Consider the following 19,457-nt stretch of genomic DNA (forward strand, 5'->3'; position numbering starts at 1 on the left):
GCGCGGCGACGCGGCGGGCGCGGGCGGGCGGCGGGCGCGGCGCGCGCGTCAGCGGCGGCGGATGTCCGCGCGGCGGCTGGCGAGGTAGACGAGCACGCCGGCGACGACGGCGCCGCCCATCGTGGTGAGCCAGTACGGCAGCGTGACCGCGGCGTGCCCGGTGGCGGCCTGCACGACGCCGGCGACGAAGCTCAGCACGGCGACGACGAGCAGCACGGCGGCGACACCGACCATCGCGCGGCCGGCGGTGTCGGTGTATTCGAGAAGCTGTCGCCACATGCTCCCATTGTCGCATCGCACGGCTGAGCATCCGGCCAGCGCGCACCCGGCCAGCGCGGACCCGGCCAGCCAACACCCCGCCGCACAACGAGAACGGCCCCCGATGCCGAAGCACCGGGGGCCGTTCGTCGTACGAAAGCTACGAACGCTTAGTTGTAGGTTCCGGGGGTGTAGTCATCCGAGCTGAAGCTGTCGAAGTCGACGAAGCTCAGGTCGTTCTCGCTGAAGGCCGAGTCGTCGGCGAAGATGCGGTTCGGGTAACGCTCCGCCTTCGCCTCCTCGGTGGCCTCGACCGTGACGTTGCGGTAGCGAGCCAGACCGGTACCGGCCGGGATCAGCTTTCCGATGATCACGTTCTCCTTCAGACCGATCAGCGGGTCGGACTTGCCCTCCATGGCCGCCTGCGTCAGAACGCGGGTGGTCTCCTGGAAGGACGCGGCCGACAGCCACGACTCGGTTGCGAGCGACGCCTTGGTGATACCCATGACCTCCTGGCGAGCAGACGCAGTCTTCTTGCCGGCGGTCAAAGCAGCACGGTTGAGCTCGTTGTACTTCGACCGGTCGACCAGCTCACCGGGCAGCAGGTCGGTGTCGCCGTGCTCGACGACGGTGACCTTGCGCAGCATCTGCCGCACGATGACCTCGATGTGCTTGTCGTGGATCGGAACACCCTGCGAGCGGTAGACGCCCTGCACACCACCGACGAGGTGCTTCTGCACCTCACGGACACCCTTGACGCGAAGAACTTCCTTCGGGTCGACGGCGCCGACGATGATCTGCTGGCCGAGCTCGACGTGCTGACCGTCCTCGACGAGGAGGGTCGAGCGCTTGAGCACCGGGTAGGCGTGCGGCTCGTCGCCGCTGTCCGGGGTCAGGATGACCTTGCGGCTGCGCTCCGTGTCCTCGATGGTGATGCGTCCGGCAGCCTCGGCGATCGGGGACGCACCCTTGGGGGTGCGGGCCTCGAACAGCTCCTGCACGCGGGGAAGACCCTGCGTGATGTCGTCTGCGGATGCGGAACCACCGGTGTGGAACGTACGCATGGTCAGCTGGGTTCCGGGCTCACCGATCGACTGGGCCGCGATGATGCCGACGGCCTCGCCGATGTCGACGAGCTTGCCGGTGGCGAGCGAGCGGCCGTAGCAGGCAGCACACACACCGACGGCCGACTCGCAGGTCAGCACCGAGCGAACCTTGATGTCGGTGACGCCGGCAGCGACCAGGCGGTCGATGAGCACGTCTCCGACGTCGTCTCCGGCATTGGCCACGACGGTGCCCTCGGGGGACACGGCGTCGGCGGCCAGGGTACGGGCGAACACCGAGTTCTCGACGTTGGCGTCGCGCACGAGCACGCCGTCAGCACCGGGAGCGGCGATCGGGAGGTCGAGACCCTTCGTGGTGCCGCAGTCGTCCTCACGGATGATGACGTCCTGCGAGACATCCACCAGACGACGGGTCAGGTAACCCGAGTCGGCGGTACGGAGGGCCGTGTCGGCCAGACCCTTACGGGCACCGTGCGTCGCGATGAAGTACTCCGCCACCGACAGACCCTCGCGGTACGAGGAGATGATCGGGCGCGGGATGATCTCACCCTTCGGGTTGTTCACCAGACCACGCATACCGGCGATGTTGCGCACCTGCAGCCAGTTACCACGGGCGCCCGACGTGACCATGCGGTTGATGGTGTTGTCGGCCGGGAAGTTGGCGCGCATGGCCTCGGCGACCTCGTTGGTCGCTTCGGTCCAGATCTTCACCAGTTCCTGACGACGCTCGAGGTCGGTCGTGAGACCCTTCTCGAACTCGGCGGTGACCTTGGCGGCCTTCTTCTCGTAGCCGGCCACGATCTGCGGCTTGTTCGGCGGGGTGAGGATGTCGCTCAGCGACACCGTCACACCGGAACGGGTGGCCCAGTAGAAACCGGCGTCCTTGATGCGGTCCAGCGCAGCCGCGACCTCGACCTTCGGGTAACGCTCGGCGAGAGCGTTCACGATGCCCGAGATCACGCCCTTGTCGGCGACCTCCTCGACGTACGGGTAGTCCGCCGGAAGCGTCTCGTTGAAGAGCGCGCGACCGAGGGTCGTCTCGACGATGGCGGTGATGCCTTCGACGCCCGTGTCAGCGGCGTCCGACGGAACGTAGTCGTTCAGACGGATCTTGACCTTGGCGTTCAGGTGCAGCGAACCCTGGTCCTTGGCGAGGATCGCCTCGGAGACCGACGAGAACGCACGTCCCTCGCCCTCGGCGCCTTCGCGCACGGTGGTGAGGTGGTGCAGGCCGATGATCATGTCCTGCGAGGGCAGGGTGACCGGACGGCCGTCCGACGGCTTCAGGATGTTGTTCGATGCGAGCATCAGGATGCGGGCCTCGGCCTGGGCCTCGACCGACAGCGGCAGGTGCACAGCCATCTGGTCACCGTCGAAGTCCGCGTTGAACGCGGCGCAGACGAGCGGGTGCAGCTGGATGGCCTTGCCCTCGACGAGCTGAGGCTCGAAGGCCTGGATGCCCAGGCGGTGCAGGGTCGGTGCGCGGTTCAGCAGAACGGGGCGCTCGCGGATGATCTCCTCGAGCACGTCCCACACCTGCGGACGCGAACGCTCGACCATGCGCTTGGCGGCCTTGATGTTCTGAGCGTGGCTCAGGTCGATCAGGCGCTTGATCACGAACGGCTTGAACAGCTCCAGCGCCATCTGCTTGGGCAGACCGCACTGGTGCAGCTTCAGCTGCGGACCGACGATGATGACCGAACGGCCCGAGTAGTCCACGCGCTTTCCGAGCAGGTTCTGGCGGAAACGACCCTGCTTACCCTTCAGCATGTCGCTGAGGGACTTGAGGGCGCGGTTGCCGGTACCCGTCACGGGGCGGCCGCGGCGGCCGTTGTCGAACAGTGCGTCGACGGCCTCCTGCAGCATGCGCTTCTCGTTGTTCACGATGATCTCGGGAGCCCCGAGGTCGAGCAGGCGGCGCAGACGGTTGTTGCGGTTGATCACGCGGCGGTACAGGTCGTTCAGGTCGCTGGTCGCGAACCGGCCACCGTCGAGCTGCACCATCGGGCGAAGCTCCGGCGGGATGACCGGGACGACATCCAGCACCATCGCGGCCGGCGAGTTGCCGGTGGCGAGGAAGGAGGAGACCACGCGCAGACGCTTGATCGCGCGGATCTTCTTCTGACCCTTGCCGTTCGCGATCTGGTCGCGGAGCAGCTCGGCCTCGGCGGCCAGGTCGAACGAGAGCAGGCGACGCTTGATCGCCTCGGCGCCCATGTAGGCCTCGAAGTACAGGCCGAACCGGTCGACGAGCTCGTTGAAGTCCGCGTCCTCGGGCTTGAGGTCGCCGACCTTGAGGGTGCGGAACGACTCCCACACGCGCTCGAGACGAGCGATGTCCTCGTCGTACGACTTGCGGATCTGGCCCATTTCCTTCTCGGCCGTGTCCTTGACGCGACGCTTCTGGTCGGCCTTGGCGCCTTCTTCCTCGAGCGCGGCGAGATCGGTCTCGAGACGCTGGAGGCGGTCGGCGATGCGGCTGTCGCGCTGGTCGGACAGGGTCTTGATCTCGAGGCGGAGCTCGTTCTCAAGTCCGGGCAGGTCGGCGTGACGGCCTTCCTCGTCGACCTCGATCACCATGTAGGCGGCGAAGTAGATGACCTTCTCGAGGTCCTTCGGCGCCATGTCGAGCAGGTAGCCGAGACGGCTGGGGACACCCTTGAAGTACCAGATGTGCGTCACCGGAGCGGCGAGCTCGATGTGGCCCATGCGCTCGCGGCGCACGGAGGACTTGGTGACCTCCACGCCACAGCGCTCACAGACGATGCCCTTGAAGCGGACACGCTTGTACTTGCCGCACGAGCACTCCCAGTCACGGCTCGGCCCGAAGATCTGCTCACCGAACAGACCATCCTTCTCGGGCTTCAGCGTGCGGTAGTTGATCGTCTCGGGCTTCTTGACCTCACCGTAGGACCAGCGACGGATGTCGTCAGCGGTGGCCAGGCCAATACGCAGCTCATCAAAAGTTGTTGCGTCGAGCAATTTTCCTTCTTTCCTGGAAAAAGTTTCGTCAGTAATGGTCTGGCTCAGATCTCGTCGATCGACGAGGACTCGAAGCGCGAGGAAATGTTGATGCCGAGCTCTTCGGCGGCACGGAACGCTTCATCGTCCGCGTCGCGCAGGCTGACCGCCTGGCCGTCGGCCGAGAGGACCTCGACGTTCAGGCAGAGCGACTGCATTTCCTTGATGAGCACCTTGAAGGACTCCGGGATGCCCGGCTCCTGGATGTTCTCACCCTTGACGATGGCCTCGTACACCTTGACGCGGCCGAGGATGTCATCCGACTTGATGGTCAGGAGCTCCTGCAGCGCGTACGCGGCACCGTAGGCCTCGAGGGCCCACACCTCCATCTCACCGAACCGCTGTCCACCGAACTGCGCCTTACCACCGAGCGGCTGCTGGGTGATCATCGAGTACGGACCGGTCGAACGGGCGTGGATCTTGTCGTCGACCAGGTGGTGCAGCTTCAGGATGTACATGTAACCGACCGATACGGGATCGGGGTACGGCTCACCGGAACGGCCGTCGAACAGCTGGGTCTTACCGGAGGATCCGATGAGACGGTCGCCGTCGCGCGTCACGTTCGTGGAGTCGAGCAGGCCCTCGATCTCGGCCTCGGCAGCACCGTCGAACACCGGGGTCGCAACCTTGGTGTTCGGGGCGGCGCTGTGCGCGGCCTCGGGGAGACGGGCGGCCCACTTGGGCTTGCCCTTGACCTCCCAGCCCTGCTTGGCGATCCATCCGAGGTGGATCTCGAGCACCTGGCCGAAGTTCATTCGTCCGGGGACACCCAGCGGGTTGAGGATGACGTCGACCGGCGTGCCGTCGGCGAGGAAGGGCATGTCTTCGACCGGGAGGATCTTGGAGATGACACCCTTGTTGCCGTGGCGGCCGGCGAGCTTGTCACCCGCGGTGATCTTGCGCTTCTGGGCGATGTAGACCACGACGCGCTGGTTGACGCCCGAGCCGAGCTCGTCGTCGCCGTCCTGCGAGTCGAAGACCTTGACACCGATGATGGTGCCCTCTTCGCCGTGAGGAACCTTGAGCGAGGTGTCGCGCACCTCGCGGCTCTTCTCGTTGAAGATCGCGCGAAGCAGGCGCTCCTCGGCCGAGAGCTCGGTCTCGCCCTTCGGCGTGACCTTTCCGACCAGGATGTCGCCGGGGCGGACCTCGGCACCGATCCGGATGATGCCGCGCTCGTCGAGGTCTGCCAGGAGGTCCGGGCTGACGTTCGGCAGATCGCGGGTGATCTCTTCCTTACCGAGCTTGGTGTCGCGGGCGTCGACCTCGTACTCCTCGATGTGGATCGAGGAGAGGGTGTCGTCCTTCACCAGGTTCTGGCTCAGGATGATCGCGTCCTCGTAGTTGTGACCCTCCCACGGCATGAATGCCACGAGCAGGTTCTTTCCGAGTGCGAGCTCGCCGTTCTCGGTCGCGGGGCCATCGGCGATGACCTCTCCGGCCTCGATCCGGTCACCCTCGCTGACGATCACGCGGTGGTTGTACGACGTGCCCTGGTTGGAGCGGTCGAACTTGCGGAGGTAGTAGGTCTTCGTGCCGCCCTCGTCGAGCTGGATGGTGACGGCGTCAGCCGACACCTCCGAGACCACACCGGCCTTGTCGTTGATGAGCACGTCGCCGGCGTCGATGGCTGCGTAGCCCTCCATACCGGTTCCGACCAGCGGGCTCTCGCTGCGGACGAGCGGCACCGCCTGGCGCTGCATGTTCGCACCCATGAGGGCGCGGTTGGCGTCGTCGTGCTCGAGGAACGGGATCAGCGACGTCGCGACCGACACCATCTGGCGCGGGGAGACATCCATGTAGCCGATCTCGTCGGCGGGGATCAGGTCGACCTCGCCACCCTTCTGACGAGCCAGGACGCGGTCTTCTGCGAAGTGGTTGTCAGCGGTCAGCGGAGCGTTGGCCTGGGCGACGATGAAGTCGTCCTCCTCGCTGGCGGTCAGGTAGTCGATGGTCTCGGTGACCTTGCCCTTGACGACACGACGGTACGGGGTCTCGATGAAACCGAACGAGTTGATCCGCGCGAACGATGCGAGCGAACCGATCAGGCCGATGTTCGGGCCTTCCGGGGTCTCGATCGGGCACATGCGGCCGTAGTGCGACGGGTGGACGTCACGGACCTCGACACCGGCGCGCTCACGGCTCAGACCACCGGGGCCGAGGGCCGAGAGGCGGCGCTTGTGGGTCAGACCCGCGAGCGGGTTGTTCTGGTCCATGAACTGCGAGAGCTGGCTCGTTCCGAAGAACTCCTTGATCGCGGCGACGACGGGGCGCACGTTGATCAGGGTCTGCGGCGTGATGGCCTCGATGTCCTGCGTGGTCATGCGCTCGCGGACGACGCGCTCCATGCGGGACAGACCAGTGCGGACCTGGTTCTGGATGAGCTCGCCGACCGCGCGGATGCGACGGTTGCCGAAGTGGTCGATGTCGTCGACGTCGAGACGGATCTCGACAGCCTTGCCATCGCGCACACCCGAGAAGGTGGTCTGGTTGTCGTGCAGCGAGACGAGGTACTTGATCGTGGCGATGATGTCGCTCACGGTCAGCACCGAGTCGCTCAGCGGAGCGTCGATCCCGAGCTTGCGGTTGATCTTGTAACGACCGACCTTCGCCAGGTCGTAGCGCTTCGGGTTGAAGTAGAAGTTGTCGAGGAGCGCACGCGCGGCCTCGGCAGCGACCTGCTCGCCCGGACGCAGCTTGCGGTAGATGTCCTTGAGCGCCTCTTCCTTCGTGAGGATGGCGTCCTTCTCGAGGGTGAGCTCGATCGACTGGAAGCCCTTGAACTCGGAGAGGATCTCCTCGCTCGTCAGACCGAGTGCCTTGAGGAACACGGTGACGGACTGCTTGCGCTTGCGGTCGATGCGAACGCCGACCTGGTCGCGCTTGTCGATCTCGAACTCGAGCCAGGCACCGCGGCTCGGGATGATGCGAGCCGAGTAGATGTCCTTGTCCGACGTCTTCTCGGGCGTGCGCTCGAAGTAGACGCCCGGGCTGCGGACGAGCTGCGACACCACGACACGCTCGGTGCCGTTGATGACGAAGGTGCCCTTCTCGGTCATGAGGGGGAAGTCGCCCATGAAGACGGTCTGCGTCTTGATCTCACCGGTGAGGTGATTCATGAACTCGGCCTCGACGTAGAGAGGAGCGGAGTAGGTCTTGCCCTTCTCCTTGCACTCGTCGATCGAGTACTTCTTCTCTTCGAGGAACGGGTTGGTGAACGAGAGCTGCATCGTCTCGCCGAGGTCTTCGATCGGGGAGATCTCTTCGAAGATCTCCTCGAGACCGGTGTTGCTGGGCAGATCCTGTCGGCCCTGCTCTTCGGCCTCGGCGACGCGAGCCTTCCACGCGTCGTTACCGACGAGCCAGTCGAAGCTCTCGGTCTGCAGTGCGAGCAGATCGGGAACGGTGAGGGTGTCTGTGATCTTTGCGAACGAGAGACGGGATGCGTTCCGTCCGTTCTTGGGTGTCTTGTCGTTATTGGTTGCGTTGCGCGCAGCAGCCAAGGAAATAACCTCCGTGGGCCCCGTCGGGCCTCAGTTACTGTCGGTCAGAGTGAGTAGTTTGTGAACGAGAACTCCCAGGGATGTCTTCGGCGCCTATCTGACTCCTTCTGGAGCCCAGGCGCGCACATCCGAATAGCAGAGCCGACCGCAATATGAAGGCAGATGTTCGTCAGGGAGCGCAAAGAACAACTATATGTCAAATAGACGCGCCGTGTCCAGTCTTTTCTTGACCATGCGCGCCGACTCCTGTATAACCCCACCCATTCCCCCGCTATTCCCAGCCTGCGGAGCCGGTTTCAGCGCCGCCGGGAAGGTGCGACTCCGCCCCGAGACGCAGGCGCTGCAGGGAGTCGACGGTGGCGATGATGGCGTCCTCGCGCGTGCGCGGCGTCCAGCCGAGCATCCGGTGCGCCTTCTCTGCGCTCGCCCGGCGCACCGCGCCGATGTCGGGGAGCGCATCCCGCACCGAACGGCTGAACGGCGCGAGGGTCTTCAGCACCCAGTCGGGCATCTCCTTCGTCGTGATCCGCGCGCCCGCGGTGCCCAGATGACCCCGGATGAGCAGGGCGGCCTCCTGCGCACCGATCACGTCGCCCGCGATCGCCAGGAACCGTTCGCCCGACGCCTCGGGGCGGATCATCGCCAGCAAGTGCAGGGCTGCGACGTCGCGCACGTCGACGACGCCGAAGCTGACCCTCGGGAGCCGCGGCAGACGCCCCTCCATGATCGCCTTGACGAGCTGCACCGAGGTCGAATAGTCGCTGCCGAGCGCCGGGCCGAGGATGCCCACCGGGTTCACCGTCGCGAGTTCGAGGGCCGCGCCGTCCCGCGCCCCGCCTTCGGCGGCGATGAAGTCCCACGCCGCGCGCTCCGCGATCGTCTTCGACTTCGGGTACGCACTGACGTGGACTCCGCTGTCGAGCTCGGTCCAGTCTTCTTCGGTGAACGGGCGGTCGGTCGGCTGGTGCCCGTAGCCGATCGCGGCGAACGACGACGTCTGCACGACGCGCTTCACCCCGGCATCCCTCGCCGCCCGGAGCACGCGCAGCGCCCCGTCTCGGGCGGGGGCGATGAGGTCGTTCTCGTCCTTCGGCTGGGTGGCCGGGAACGGTGACGCCACGTGCAGCACGTACTCGCAGCCGTCGACGGCCGCCGCCCAGCCGTCGTCGGAGGTCAGATCCGCCACGGCGAACGTGAGGGCGTCGCCCGCGTCGTCGATCCCGCCTCTGGCCAGCTGGGCGCGCACGTCGGCGGCCCGGCCGGGTGTCCGGATGGTCGTGCGGACCTCGTATCCGGCCTTCAGCAGGGCGAGCACGCAGTGCGCACCCACGAAACCGGACCCGCCCGTCACCAGTACCTGTGCAGTCATGTCCTGATCCTCCCCCGGTGTCGCGGCATGCGGTACCTCTTCGGGCCTTTCGCGGGCACCTCTCGGCGGTTGGACACGCGCGGTGCGGCGTCGCAACTCCGAAAGTCGCGGGCAACGCGCCGGGCGCGCTCAGGAGCGCACGAGGGCGATCGCCTGCGCGCGGTCGCGCACGGCCAGCTTGGCGAAGAGGGAGTTGATGTGCGTCTTGACCGTCGCGACGCTGACGAAGAGGGCCGCCGCGATCTCCCCGTTGCTCAGACCGTCGGCGACCAGCGCGAGCACGTCCGCCTCGCGCCGGGTGAGCTGCGGGAAGCGGGCGACCAGCGCGTCGGGCGGCGACGCGACCGTCGCCGGGGCCGATCCGGCCGCCGCAGCCGTGAGTGAGTTCACGAGCAGGGCGCCGACCTCCGGCGCGAAGGTCGACTGGCCGCGGGCGACCGCGCGCACGGCCGCTGCCAGCTCCGCGCGGCCGGCGTCTTTCGTGAGGTATCCCTTCGCGCCGGCGCGCAGCGCCCCCAGGATCGACTCGTCGTCGGCGAAGGTGGTCAGCACCAGGATGGCCGTGCCCGGCACCTCGCGCACGATGCGCTCCGTCGCGGCGACGCCGTCGAGCACGGGCATCCGGAGATCCATCAGCACGACATCCGGATGCTCGCGCACGGCGGCCGCCACCGCCTGAGCACCGTCGGCCGCCTCGCCGACGACCTCCACATCGGGGAGCAGCGAGAGCACGGTCACGAGACCGTCGCGGATGATCGCCTGGTCGTCGGCGACCACGACCCGGATGGCGGGCTCGGCGTCCACGCCACCTGCGCCCGCTCCCGGCATGCTTCCGCCCGCGCTCATCGCAGCACCGCTTCGGCCGTGACGACGAATCGGTCGCCCTCGACCCCGGCGGCGGCGGAACCGCCGAGCGGAAGAGCGGCGAAGCGTTCGCGCATCCCGTCGATGCCGTGGTGGCCACCGGACGCGGCGAGCGCCGTGCGCCCATCCCCGGTCAGCGGATTGGAGACGGTGAGGCGCACGCGCCCGTTCTGCCCGGCCTCCGGCCACTCGATCGAGATCCGCACCGGCTCGCCCGGGGCGTGCTTGCGCGCATTGCTCAGCGCTTCCTGTACTGCGCGCTGCAGCGCCGCCGCCTGGGCGGCCGTCAACCGCACCGGCTCCCCCGCCGTCGTCACGTCCACCGAACCGCCCAGCGAACGATGCGCCGCGAGCAGGTCGGCCACCGAGGTCTGGAACGCGTCCGGCTCCACCGGGCCCTCTTCACCGGCCGGGTCCCGGAGCGCCGCGACCGCACGACGCGCCTCGCTCAGCCCGGTGGCCGCGAGCGCCCGCGCATCCGAGACCCGCGTCGTCGCGGCCTCAACGTCGCGCGCCTCGAGCAGGGCCTCCACGGCATCCAGCTGGATCACCAGGCCGCCGAGACTGTGCGCGAGCACGTCGTGCAGGTCGCGGGCGATCGCGATGCGCGATGCCTCCTCACGCATCGCGAGGTCACGCTCGCGCAGGAGTGCCATTTGCTGCTCGCTCTGCCGGAACTGACGCCGGCTCAGGCCCGCGAAAGTCGCGAGCAGAACGCCGCCCATCATCGCGAGCACCGCGACGACCGGCGTGCCGAACGGGACGGCGCCGACGGCGATCAGCGCGATCGTCACCAGCGAGAGTCCGAACCCGATCGACGCCGGCACCGCGACCGTCGCCATCACCGCGAGCACGCCGACCGCTGCCGGCACCACCGCGACGCCGTTGGTGGGCGCGGAGACGAGCCCGCCCAATAAGGCGGAGAGGATGCTGAGGGCGACGCTGACCGTGCCGTAGCCGAACAGCACCGCGATGCCGCGCGCGATCCATGCACCGGTCGAGACGAGCGCGACCGCGAGCACCCAGGTCGGTCGGCCGGTCGTGTCGTTCACGATGAGCGACCAGCTGACGACGACGCCGCCGACCAGGTTCAGCGCGAAGGCCAACCAGCTCGGCGACGTCGAAGTGTTCACACGTCCATCATGCTGTGACAGCGGCGTGCCGATCGAGTCGCGCGGCGAAGACCACGGTGCGGGCGGCGCGGTTGGCGGCCAGCATCAGCAGGATGACGCCGGTCGAGGCGGCGAGGTGCGACCCGGCCATCCCGGCCAGCACGTCGATCCCGACACGCACCGCGACGACGACGATCCACAGCACGAGACCCCACGCGCCGGTGCGCGATTCGTACAGAGCGAGGTCGCGCCGGTCGCGTCCGTCGCGCCCGAGCTGCACGGGCTCCGGCAGCCGGCGGAAGTGCGCGATCGAGCCCATCCACGCGCCGATCCCCAGCGAGATGACCAGTTCGACCACCAGCACGCCCAGGTCGAGGGCGGTGAGCGCGGCCGGCTTGACCGTCTGCACGAGCATGACGACCCCGACCAGCCCTATGATGGCGGGCACCCGCCACATCCGGCTCACGGCCACGGGGCGCCAGGTCATCTGGCGAAAGCCGATCCAGCCGATCAGCACCAGGATCAGGAGCGCGTTGCCGATCGTCTGCAGTGTCATGGGAGTGAAGCCTTTCGAAGTCGAGTGCCGGATTCCCGGCCTCTTCGAGTCTCGCGACAGGGCCGCGGCGGCGGCACCACCCACGGGTGGAGCGGCGGGTGGAGACTAGGCTGACGTCGTGGCAGCAGAGAATCCGTCGGTCGTCCTGAAGGAGAGCGGATACCGCGCCGTGATCGAGCCGGATCGCTTCGTGCCCGGCTCCTTCCAGCTGGTGGTCGACGGCACCCCGCAGTCGCACGTGAATCTCGACGACCCGTCGCAGCTGTTCTTCGAGTACATCCAGCGCATGGGCAACGTGATCGACCTCATCGGGGAGCCCGGTCAGCCGATCACCGCCGTGCATCTCGGGGCCGGAGCGCTCACCCTGCCGCGGTACATCGCGTACACCCGGCCCGGATCGCGCCAGCAGGTCGTCGAGCTCGAGAGCAATCTCGTCGACCTCGTGCGCGAGCACCTCCCACTTCCCCGCTACGCCCAGGTGCGCGTGCGGCACGGCGACGCCCGCGAGGTGGTCGGCAAGCTGCCCGGCGGCTTGCGCGGCTCAGTCGACCTGCTGGTGATCGACATCTTCAGCGGAGCCCGCACCCCCGCGCACGTCACAAGCGTCGAGTTCTACCGCTCGGCGGTGTCGCTGCTGGCCCCCGACGGCATCGTGCTGGTCAATGTAGCCGACGGCCCTCCGTTGGCTTTCGCCCGGAGCCAGGTCGCCACGCTCGGCGCGGTCGTCGAGAACATCGCCGCCCTCGCAGAGACCCAGGTGCTCAAGGGGCGCCGGTTCGGCAACGTGGTGCTGGTCGGCTCGAATGCGTCGTTGCCCCTCGACTGGCTGCCGCGCCTGCTGGCGAGCGGTCCGCATCCGGCCAAGGCGGTCGCCGGCGCAGAGCTCACGGCGTTCGCGGCAGGCGCTCCGATCGTGACGGATGCGACGAGCGTGCCTTCTCCTCCGCCCGCGCGCAACATCTTCCAGACCGGAACGCGTCGCGACTAGCCCGTCGCAATCGAGTCCGGGAGAAATCAGGTTCGGTTCGTGCCGGACGACGATTTCGCCCGGACTCGCGTTCAGGCGTGGCGGAACGCTAGGCGCTGACCCGGGCGGAGCTGGGCGAACGCGTCGAGTGAGGCGTCAGCCACGACGGCGATCACGGGATAGCCGCCCGTCACCGGGTGGTCGGCGAGCAGCACGGTCGGGCGCCCGTCGGGCGAGACCTGCACCGCGCCGGCGACCATCGGCTCGCTCGGCAGTTCGCTGAGCACTGCGCGCTCGAGCACCGGCGACGGATGCGGCTCCGATCCTGCACGGTGGGCGGCGGCCCGCACCGGATCGAGGCGCGCCCCGATCCGATTGCTCTCGGCGCTCACCTCCCACTCCCTGTCATAGAACGCGTCGATCGCCGACGGCAGGAACCAGTCGGCCCGCGGCCCGCGATGCGCGCGGACCTCGACGACCCCGTCGGCAGGGAGGGCCACCGGCACGAAGTCGAGCAGTGGCACCGCCTGCACCGGATGCTCCCCCACCGCGAGCACGTCGCCGGCAGCCAGCGGGGCCGGCCCGAGAGCCGAGAGCACGTCGCGCGAGCGCGACCCGAGCACCGGATGCGCGTCGACTCCGCCCCGCACGGTCAGGTAGCTGCGCACGCCGGCCGTCGGCCGCCCGATCCGCAGCGTCGCTCCGGCCTCCGCGTGCACCGCGTCGTGCGGATCGACCGGTCGCCCGTCCAGCTCGAGCGACACCACGGCACCCGTGACGGCGAACCACGCCGGCTCCTCGAAGCGCAACGTGGCACCGCCCAGCAGGAACTCGATGCCCGCGCATCCCTCGTCGTTGCCGAGCAGGCGATTGCCCAGCCGCAGGGCGGGGCGGTCGAGGGCTCCGGATGCGCTCACGCCGATGGCGGCGAGGCCGGGCCGCCCCAGATCCTCGATCAGGGCGAGCGGTCCCGGCTCCAGGATGCGCAGGCTCACGACGACTCCCTGAAGCGCACGACCGTCCCGGGGTTGAGCAGCGCCGGGCTTTGCGGCGGGCGCGCGTCCTCGTTCCACAGCACGGCGTCCGTCGTGCCGATCAGCTGCCAGCCGCCCGGACTGGACCGCGGGTAGACACCGCTGAACTCTCCGGCGAGCGCGACCGAACCCGCGGGAACGCTCGTGCGCGGTGTCGCCCGCCGAGGCACGACGAGTCCGCCGTGGTCGGCGCCGCGGCTCCCCTGGTCGACGTCGAGACTCTTCTGATCGACGACGAGGCCCCCTTGGTCGACCACGAGATAGGCGAACCCCGGCGCGAACCCGCAGAATGCGACCCGCCAGAGCGTGCGGGTGTGGCGGGCGACGACCTCGGCGACGGAGACGCCTAGGAGCTCGGCCACCGCGGGGAGGTCGTCGCCGTCGTATCGCACCGGGAGCTCGACGGTCTCCACGGAGTCACCGTGCGACGCCTCCCCCGGTTCCGCCGCCGAGAGCCAGCCGTGCGCGACGCTCACGGGGAGCACGGCCGGATCGAGGCTGACGCCGATGGTGCGCGCGGCAGGCACCAGGTCGACCACGCCTGCCGGGCGCGTCCGCTCCAGCTCGCTGTAGAGGTCGAGCACGGCAGCCAGGCTGTCCAGCTCGACGAGCAGCGCGTGGTCCCCGTTCGGCAGGATGCGCCGCGCCGCCGCCATCAGAACGCCTCCACCCGCACGCCCGCCGCCTCGAGCGCGTCGCGGACAGCAGCAGCCATCGCCACGGCGCCCGGGGTGTCCCCGTGGACGCAGAGCGAGTCCACCTCGACCGCGATCTCGGTACCGTCGGCTGCGGTCACACGGCCCTCCGTCGCCAGCCGCACGGCGCGTTGTGCGATGGCGTCGTCACCGCTCAGCACCGCCCCGGGCGTGCCGCGCGGGACGAGCGTGCCGTCGGCGAGATACCCCCGGTCGACGAACGCTTCGCGCACGAATCGGATGCCCGCACTCGTGGCAGCGTCGTCGACGGCCGACCCCGCGAGCCCCAGCAGGGCGAAGCCCCCGTCGAACGCGGCGACGGCCCGCACGACCGCTTCGGCCTGCGCAGGGTCGGTGACGATCCGGTTGTAGAGGGCGCCATGCGGTTTGACGTAGGTGACGGGCGCACCGGCGACGCGGGCGACGCCGGCGAGCGCGGCCAGCTGATAGAGCACGTCGCCGTACAGCTCTTCTGCCGGCACGTCCATGGCGCGGCGGCCGAACCCGGCGAGATCCCGGTACGAGACGTGGGCGCCGACCGCCACCCCGTTCTCGGCGGCGATCCGGCAGGTGCCGAGCATCGTCACCGGGTCGCCGGCGTGGAATCCGCAGGCGACGTTGGCGCTGGTGACGAGACGGAGCATCGCCGCGTCGTCGCCCATCGTCCAGGCGCCGAACGACTCCCCGAGGTCGCTGTTGAGGTCGATGGTGCGGTCCACCCCTCCATTGTGCCGAAGTTGTACTGATCGAAGTTGCGCGGAACGGTTGGCGCGATCAGCCCTCGGAGATGTCGTTGTACCGCCGGAGCATCCGGGCGAACGCCTCGATCTCGTCGGGCGACCAGCCAGCGAACCGCTCGGTGAGAGCGGTCAGCAGGGTCTCCGACGAGGTGCGGATGGACGCCTCGCCCGCCGGTGTGAGCCGCAGCGCCTGCCCCCGTGCTCGGCCCGACTCCGCGTCCGTCGACGTGATGAGGCCGAATTCAGCGAGCGCGCCGAGCTGACGGGAGACGGTCGAACGGTTGTGCTGGAAGTGCGACGCGATGTCGATGGCGCGGCATCCGGGGTTGGCGGCGATGTACGACAGCAGGGACTGGTCGACGAACGACAGCGCCTCGTTCTCACGGCGGACGCGCGCGGTGCCCCGCCGGGCGATCGTGGTGAGCTCCTCCTGCACGGTGGCGATCGAGGAAGCGCGGTCGTGGCCGGTCATGAGCACAGCCTATCGACCGACTGGTTGCATTGTGCAACAATATATGTTGCATTGCGCAACTCGCGCTGACTCCCCTCCTCCTCTCAGATAGGACCCGCATGTCTGCACATCGCGTCGCCCCCCTGCTCCCACCGGTGCAGCGTCCTCGATTCTGGCCGCCCGCGACCCTGTGGAAGCACCTCGGCTCCCACCTGCTGATCCCGCTCATCCTCGGAGCCGGGATGGCGCTCGCCTACCTCGGGGCGTTCCACCAGCCGGCGCCGCACGACCTCCCGGTCGCGATCGTGGGCGAGGGGCCGGCAGCGCAGGTGTTCGCGCAGACCATGAACGACAAGGCGTCGACCGAGCTCGACGTCACCACGGTCAGCACGGCCGCGAAGGCGCGCGACCTCGTCGAGCACCAGAAGCTCGCGGCGGCCTATGAGGTGGACGGCGGACACGCGACGATCATCGTGTCGACGGCCTCGTCGGAGACCGTCGCGTCCGCTGCCCAGAAGATCTTCCTCCCCATCGCCTACGAGCAGAAGCTGCCGGTGACGGTCGATGATGTGCGGCCGACCGGCGTGCACGACAGCACTGGTCAGGGACTGTTCTTCCTGATGGTGGCCCTCACGGTCGGCTCCTACGCCGCCGCGATCGCCATCGCCGCGGTCGCGGGCAAGCTCGGGATCGGCTGGCGCGTCGCGATCTCCGCGGCCACCGGGCTGGTCATCGCAGGCATCGGCGCCGTCGTCGCGGGCCCCATCTTCCAGGTGCTGAACGGCAACGAGTGGAGCATCTGGCTGCTCGCCTCGCTCTACTCGTTCGGCATCATCACGATCGGCGTCGGGTTGCATCCGGTTCTCGGGCGGTGGACGACGCCGACGCTGACGATCCTCTTCGTCATGCTGAACATCACCAGCTGCGGCGGCATCTTCCCGCAGACCATGCAGCCGGCGTTCTTCGCCGGGCTCAACACGTTCTGGAACGGCGCGGCCTGGCTGGACGCCGCGCGTTCGCTCACGTACTTCCCGGGCCAGGTCTTCGGATTCGACGGGCTGCGCCTCGCGCTCTGGGCGACGGCGGGCGTCGCGCTCATCGCGGTCACGCACCTGCTCAGCGTCCGTCGGCGCCGGATCGCCGACGAGAGCATTGCGGTCACGCGCGAAGAAGAGGAGTCGGTGGTCGCTGCGTAGCCGGATGCGGGCGGCCGGTCCCCCGGTGTCCGGGCCGGCCGCCCGCCAGTCCGCCGCAGTTCTAGTCGGCCGCCGCCCGGGCGCGGTGCGCCCGCACCTTGGCCCGATTGCCGCAGCGCTGCATCGAGCACCAGCGTCGGTTGCCGCTGCGAGAGGTGTCGAGGTAGACCAGGCGGCAGTCGTCCGCCGAGCACTCCCGGATGCGGCCGCCCGCCTCGGCCCCGAAGAGCCGCACGGCGTCACGGGCGACGGTTCCCAGCGCCTGATGCGGCCGCGCGTTGCTGCGCCCGGCCTGACGCCCGCCCCCCGCGAGCACCGGCGGGATGTCGGGCATCGCAGCGAAGAGGTTGACGATGTCGATGTCGTCGGGTGCGAGACCGTCGCCGTCGCTCGCCTGGCGGGCCAGCCGCCCGATGGAGGAGCGCAGCGTGCCGGCATCCGTGAACTCGCGCTCGCCGGCGGTCGGAGCCACCTCGGGGAATCGATCGGTCAGCCAGTCGTTCAAACCGGCGGCGTCGCGTACGGTCTCCCGCTGCTCCCCTGGATGGTCGGGCCCGCCGGTGTACGCGAAGTCGAGGGCCAGCGATCCCGAGTCGAACCACCAGCGCTGGCCGTCGCTCGAATCCATCCATTGACCGGTACCGCGGGGCAGGATCGATTCTGTAGCCATCTAACCAACATATTCGGTTACGCGATCGCGGCAGTAATCGGCCGGCCAGGCGTCGGACCAGGCGTCAGGCGGTGGCGTCAGGCGGTGGCGTACTCCAGGTGCACGACGCCGTTCTCGTAGACGTCGGACGCCGCGAGCGCGAGCTTCGTCGTCTCTCCGTCCGTTCCCAGCAGCCGTTCCCCCGTGCCGCGCACGACCGGATACACGAACAGGTGCAGCGCGTCGACGAGCCCGTCGGCGAGGAGCGCCCGCACGAGCGATCCGCTGCCGCTGATGTAGATGGCACCCTCGACGCTGTCCTTCAGGGCGCGGATGGCCCCGGGATCGTAGGCGCCGAGCGAGCGGGAGTTGCGCCAGACGGTCGCGCAGTCCCCATCGCTCAGCGACGAGCTCACGACCCACTTCTCGGTGTCGTTGAAGAACGGCGCGCCCGGGTCTTCGTCGGCCGTGCGGCCTGACCACGCCGGCGCGAACATCTCGAACGTGCGCCGGCCGAGCAGGATGGCGTCCGCCCCACCCGTGATCGCCGCGAGCGTCTCGCCCATCCTCGGGTCGAACCCGAACTCGAACGTCCAGCTCGGGTCTTCGTACACGCCGTCGAGCGCGACGAACTCGTGCACTGCGATCGTCCCCATCACCGGCTCCTCTCCTGTTGTCGGTGTCATCGAAAGGCGTCCCATCATCGTGGTCGAACTCTGCGTGGTCGTCAATCGACCAGCGGCCCGCCGCCCCATTGCCACGGTCCAGCCTTCGTGCCAACATGAGCGATACTCACACTCGGTGACCTCCCCCACTTCGAATATCGAAAGGATCACTCATGACCGACGCATCCACCTCGTCACCGACCGTCGTGCTCGTCCACGGAGCATTCGCCGACGCGGGAAGTTGGGCCGCCCTCAGCGAACTGCTCCTCGCGGCCGGTGTGCGCGTCCTCGCTCCCGCCAACCCGCTGCGTGGAATCGCCAGCGACGCGGCGTACACCGCCAGTGTGTTCGCACAGATCGACGGGCCCGTCCTCGCCGTCGGACACTCGTACGGGGGCGCGGTGATCTCGAATGCTGCAACGCATGCCAGCAACGTGGTCGGCCTGGTCTTCGTCGCCGCCTTCGCCCCCGACGAGAACGAGGTTCTCGGCGAGGTCGAAGGGACCTCTCGCGACAGCGTGCTGGGGCCGGCACTGCTTCAGCGCACGTTCCCCACCGGCTCGGGCACCGAGACCGCCGTCGAGCTCTACGTGAATCCCGAGTCGTTCCATCAGGTGTTCGCGGGCGACCTGCCCGAGGCGCAATCCGCCGTGCTCGCGGCATCCCAGCGGCCGGTGGCTGCGTCGGCTTTCGACGAGAAGTCCGGTACCCCCGCGTGGAAGACGTTGCCGTCGTGGGCGGTGGTCGCCACCGGCGACACAGCGGCAGGCGCCGACGTGATCCTGTCCATGGCAAAGCGGGCCAACGCGACCATCACCGAGCTGGAGGGATCGCACGTCATCATGATCTCGCAGCCGCGAGCGGTCGCCGACGTCATCCTCACGGCGCTCAAAGCGGTCTCGCAGTGACGCAGCAACCGGCCGGATCCGAGACGCCGGACGACGCCCTCGCCAGCAAGCTCAAACGGACAGAACTGCAGCGCCAGGAGTCCTCCGTTCCGGGGCGGGAGATCGTCCAGGTGCTCACCGAGATCCCCGCGGGCGTGGAATCCGGGTGGCACACCCACCCCGGCGAGGAGGTCGGCTACATCCTCGAAGGGACCGTCGAGATGAAGATTGCCGGGCGCGCATCGCTGACCTTGCACGCCGGCGACCCGTTCCTCATGCCCCCGGGGACACCGCACAATGCACTCGACCTGGGACCCGGAACCGGCCGGATGCTCTCGACCTACTTCGTCGAGACCGGGCGGCCGCTGGCCTCGTTCGTGGACGTCACCTAGGACGACGGCCACGACGGCCACGACGGCGTCGCGA

Annotated in this window: 17 protein-coding genes; 4 read left to right on the plus strand and 13 right to left on the minus strand. The window is 68.6% G+C overall.

Going from position 1 to position 19,457, the window contains the following annotated elements:
- Positions 1-48 precede the first annotated feature (48 nt).
- From AC1DB1_RS18275 to AC1DB1_RS18305, 7 genes are all read right to left on the minus strand, one after another.
- Positions 49-279 (minus strand): hypothetical protein, encoded by a 231-nt coding sequence (locus tag AC1DB1_RS18275; protein ID WP_271175866.1) that lies wholly within the window; start codon positions 277-279, stop codon positions 49-51.
- Positions 280-428: 149 nt separating this feature from the next.
- On the minus strand, positions 429-4,304 hold the full coding sequence (locus AC1DB1_RS18280; protein WP_477201820.1) for a DNA-directed RNA polymerase subunit beta': 3,876 nt from the start codon (positions 4,302-4,304) through the stop codon (positions 429-431).
- Between the two features lie 44 nt (positions 4,305-4,348).
- On the minus strand, positions 4,349-7,846 hold the full coding sequence (rpoB, locus tag AC1DB1_RS18285; protein WP_477201821.1) for a DNA-directed RNA polymerase subunit beta: 3,498 nt from the start codon (positions 7,844-7,846) through the stop codon (positions 4,349-4,351).
- Between the two features lie 271 nt (positions 7,847-8,117).
- Positions 8,118-9,215: an SDR family oxidoreductase gene (locus tag AC1DB1_RS18290; RefSeq protein WP_477201822.1), complete on the minus strand. Its 1,098-nt coding sequence runs from the start codon at positions 9,213-9,215 to the stop codon at positions 8,118-8,120.
- 129 nt (positions 9,216-9,344) lie between these two features.
- Positions 9,345-10,061, minus strand: a complete 717-nt coding sequence (locus AC1DB1_RS18295) for a response regulator (RefSeq protein ID WP_477201823.1) — start codon at positions 10,059-10,061, stop codon at positions 9,345-9,347.
- The gene (locus tag AC1DB1_RS18300) at positions 10,058-11,212 is read right to left on the minus strand and encodes a sensor histidine kinase (protein WP_477201824.1); all 1,155 of its coding nucleotides are present in this window, start codon (positions 11,210-11,212) and stop codon (positions 10,058-10,060) included. The genes AC1DB1_RS18295 and AC1DB1_RS18300 overlap by 4 nt, the downstream gene beginning before the upstream one ends.
- A 7-nt stretch (positions 11,213-11,219) precedes the next feature.
- The gene (locus AC1DB1_RS18305) at positions 11,220-11,747 is read right to left on the minus strand and encodes a hypothetical protein (protein WP_477201825.1); all 528 of its coding nucleotides are present in this window, start codon (positions 11,745-11,747) and stop codon (positions 11,220-11,222) included.
- A 118-nt stretch (positions 11,748-11,865) separates the two neighbouring features.
- Between AC1DB1_RS18305 and AC1DB1_RS18310 the strand changes: the two genes are divergently transcribed.
- A complete protein-coding gene (locus tag AC1DB1_RS18310; RefSeq protein WP_477201826.1) occupies positions 11,866-12,735 on the plus strand; it encodes a spermidine synthase in 870 nt (289 codons plus the stop codon).
- Positions 12,736-12,806: 71 nt separating this feature from the next.
- On the opposite strand, the gene AC1DB1_RS18315 is transcribed toward AC1DB1_RS18310, so the two are convergent.
- The 4 genes from AC1DB1_RS18315 to AC1DB1_RS18330 all read right to left on the minus strand — a co-directional run bounded on the left by AC1DB1_RS18315 (position 12,807) and on the right by AC1DB1_RS18330 (position 15,655).
- Positions 12,807-13,709, minus strand: a complete 903-nt coding sequence (locus AC1DB1_RS18315) for a 5-oxoprolinase subunit C family protein (RefSeq protein WP_477201827.1) — start codon at positions 13,707-13,709, stop codon at positions 12,807-12,809.
- Positions 13,706-14,404, minus strand: a complete 699-nt coding sequence (locus AC1DB1_RS18320; RefSeq protein WP_477201828.1) for a 5-oxoprolinase subunit B family protein — start codon at positions 14,402-14,404, stop codon at positions 13,706-13,708. Before AC1DB1_RS18320 ends, AC1DB1_RS18315 begins: the two co-directional genes overlap by 4 nt.
- Positions 14,404-15,150 carry a LamB/YcsF family protein gene (locus AC1DB1_RS18325; RefSeq protein WP_477201914.1) on the minus strand — a complete coding sequence of 249 codons (747 nt, stop codon included), beginning with the start codon at positions 15,148-15,150 and terminating at the stop codon, positions 14,404-14,406. Before AC1DB1_RS18325 ends, AC1DB1_RS18320 begins: the two co-directional genes overlap by 1 nt.
- Before the next feature lie 67 nt (positions 15,151-15,217).
- Positions 15,218-15,655: a MarR family winged helix-turn-helix transcriptional regulator gene (locus AC1DB1_RS18330; protein WP_477201829.1), complete on the minus strand. Its 438-nt coding sequence runs from the start codon at positions 15,653-15,655 to the stop codon at positions 15,218-15,220.
- A gap of 98 nt (positions 15,656-15,753) precedes the next feature.
- Here AC1DB1_RS18330 and AC1DB1_RS18335 point away from each other — a divergent pair, with 98 nt between their 5' ends.
- Positions 15,754-16,830, plus strand: coding sequence for a hypothetical protein (locus AC1DB1_RS18335; protein ID WP_477201830.1), 1,077 nt, complete (start codon positions 15,754-15,756; stop codon positions 16,828-16,830).
- 61 nt (positions 16,831-16,891) lie between these two features.
- On the opposite strand, the gene AC1DB1_RS18340 is transcribed toward AC1DB1_RS18335, so the two are convergent.
- Both AC1DB1_RS18340 and AC1DB1_RS18345 read right to left on the minus strand, forming a co-directional pair.
- Complete coding sequence (locus tag AC1DB1_RS18340; RefSeq protein WP_271175878.1) at positions 16,892-17,500, minus strand: CGNR zinc finger domain-containing protein; 609 nt, start codon at positions 17,498-17,500, stop codon at positions 16,892-16,894.
- 77 nt (positions 17,501-17,577) lie between these two features.
- Positions 17,578-18,135, minus strand: a complete 558-nt coding sequence (locus tag AC1DB1_RS18345) for a dihydrofolate reductase family protein (protein ID WP_477201831.1) — start codon at positions 18,133-18,135, stop codon at positions 17,578-17,580.
- A 182-nt stretch (positions 18,136-18,317) separates the two neighbouring features.
- Here AC1DB1_RS18345 and AC1DB1_RS18350 point away from each other — a divergent pair, with 182 nt between their 5' ends.
- Complete coding sequence (locus tag AC1DB1_RS18350) at positions 18,318-19,052, plus strand: alpha/beta fold hydrolase (RefSeq protein ID WP_477201832.1); 735 nt, start codon at positions 18,318-18,320, stop codon at positions 19,050-19,052.
- Positions 19,049-19,423 (plus strand): cupin domain-containing protein, encoded by a 375-nt coding sequence (locus AC1DB1_RS18355; RefSeq protein WP_477201833.1) that lies wholly within the window; start codon positions 19,049-19,051, stop codon positions 19,421-19,423. Before AC1DB1_RS18350 ends, AC1DB1_RS18355 begins: the two co-directional genes overlap by 4 nt.
- Positions 19,424-19,457: the final 34 nt, after the last annotated feature.

The organism is Leifsonia sp. 10N434 (assembly GCF_056394405.1).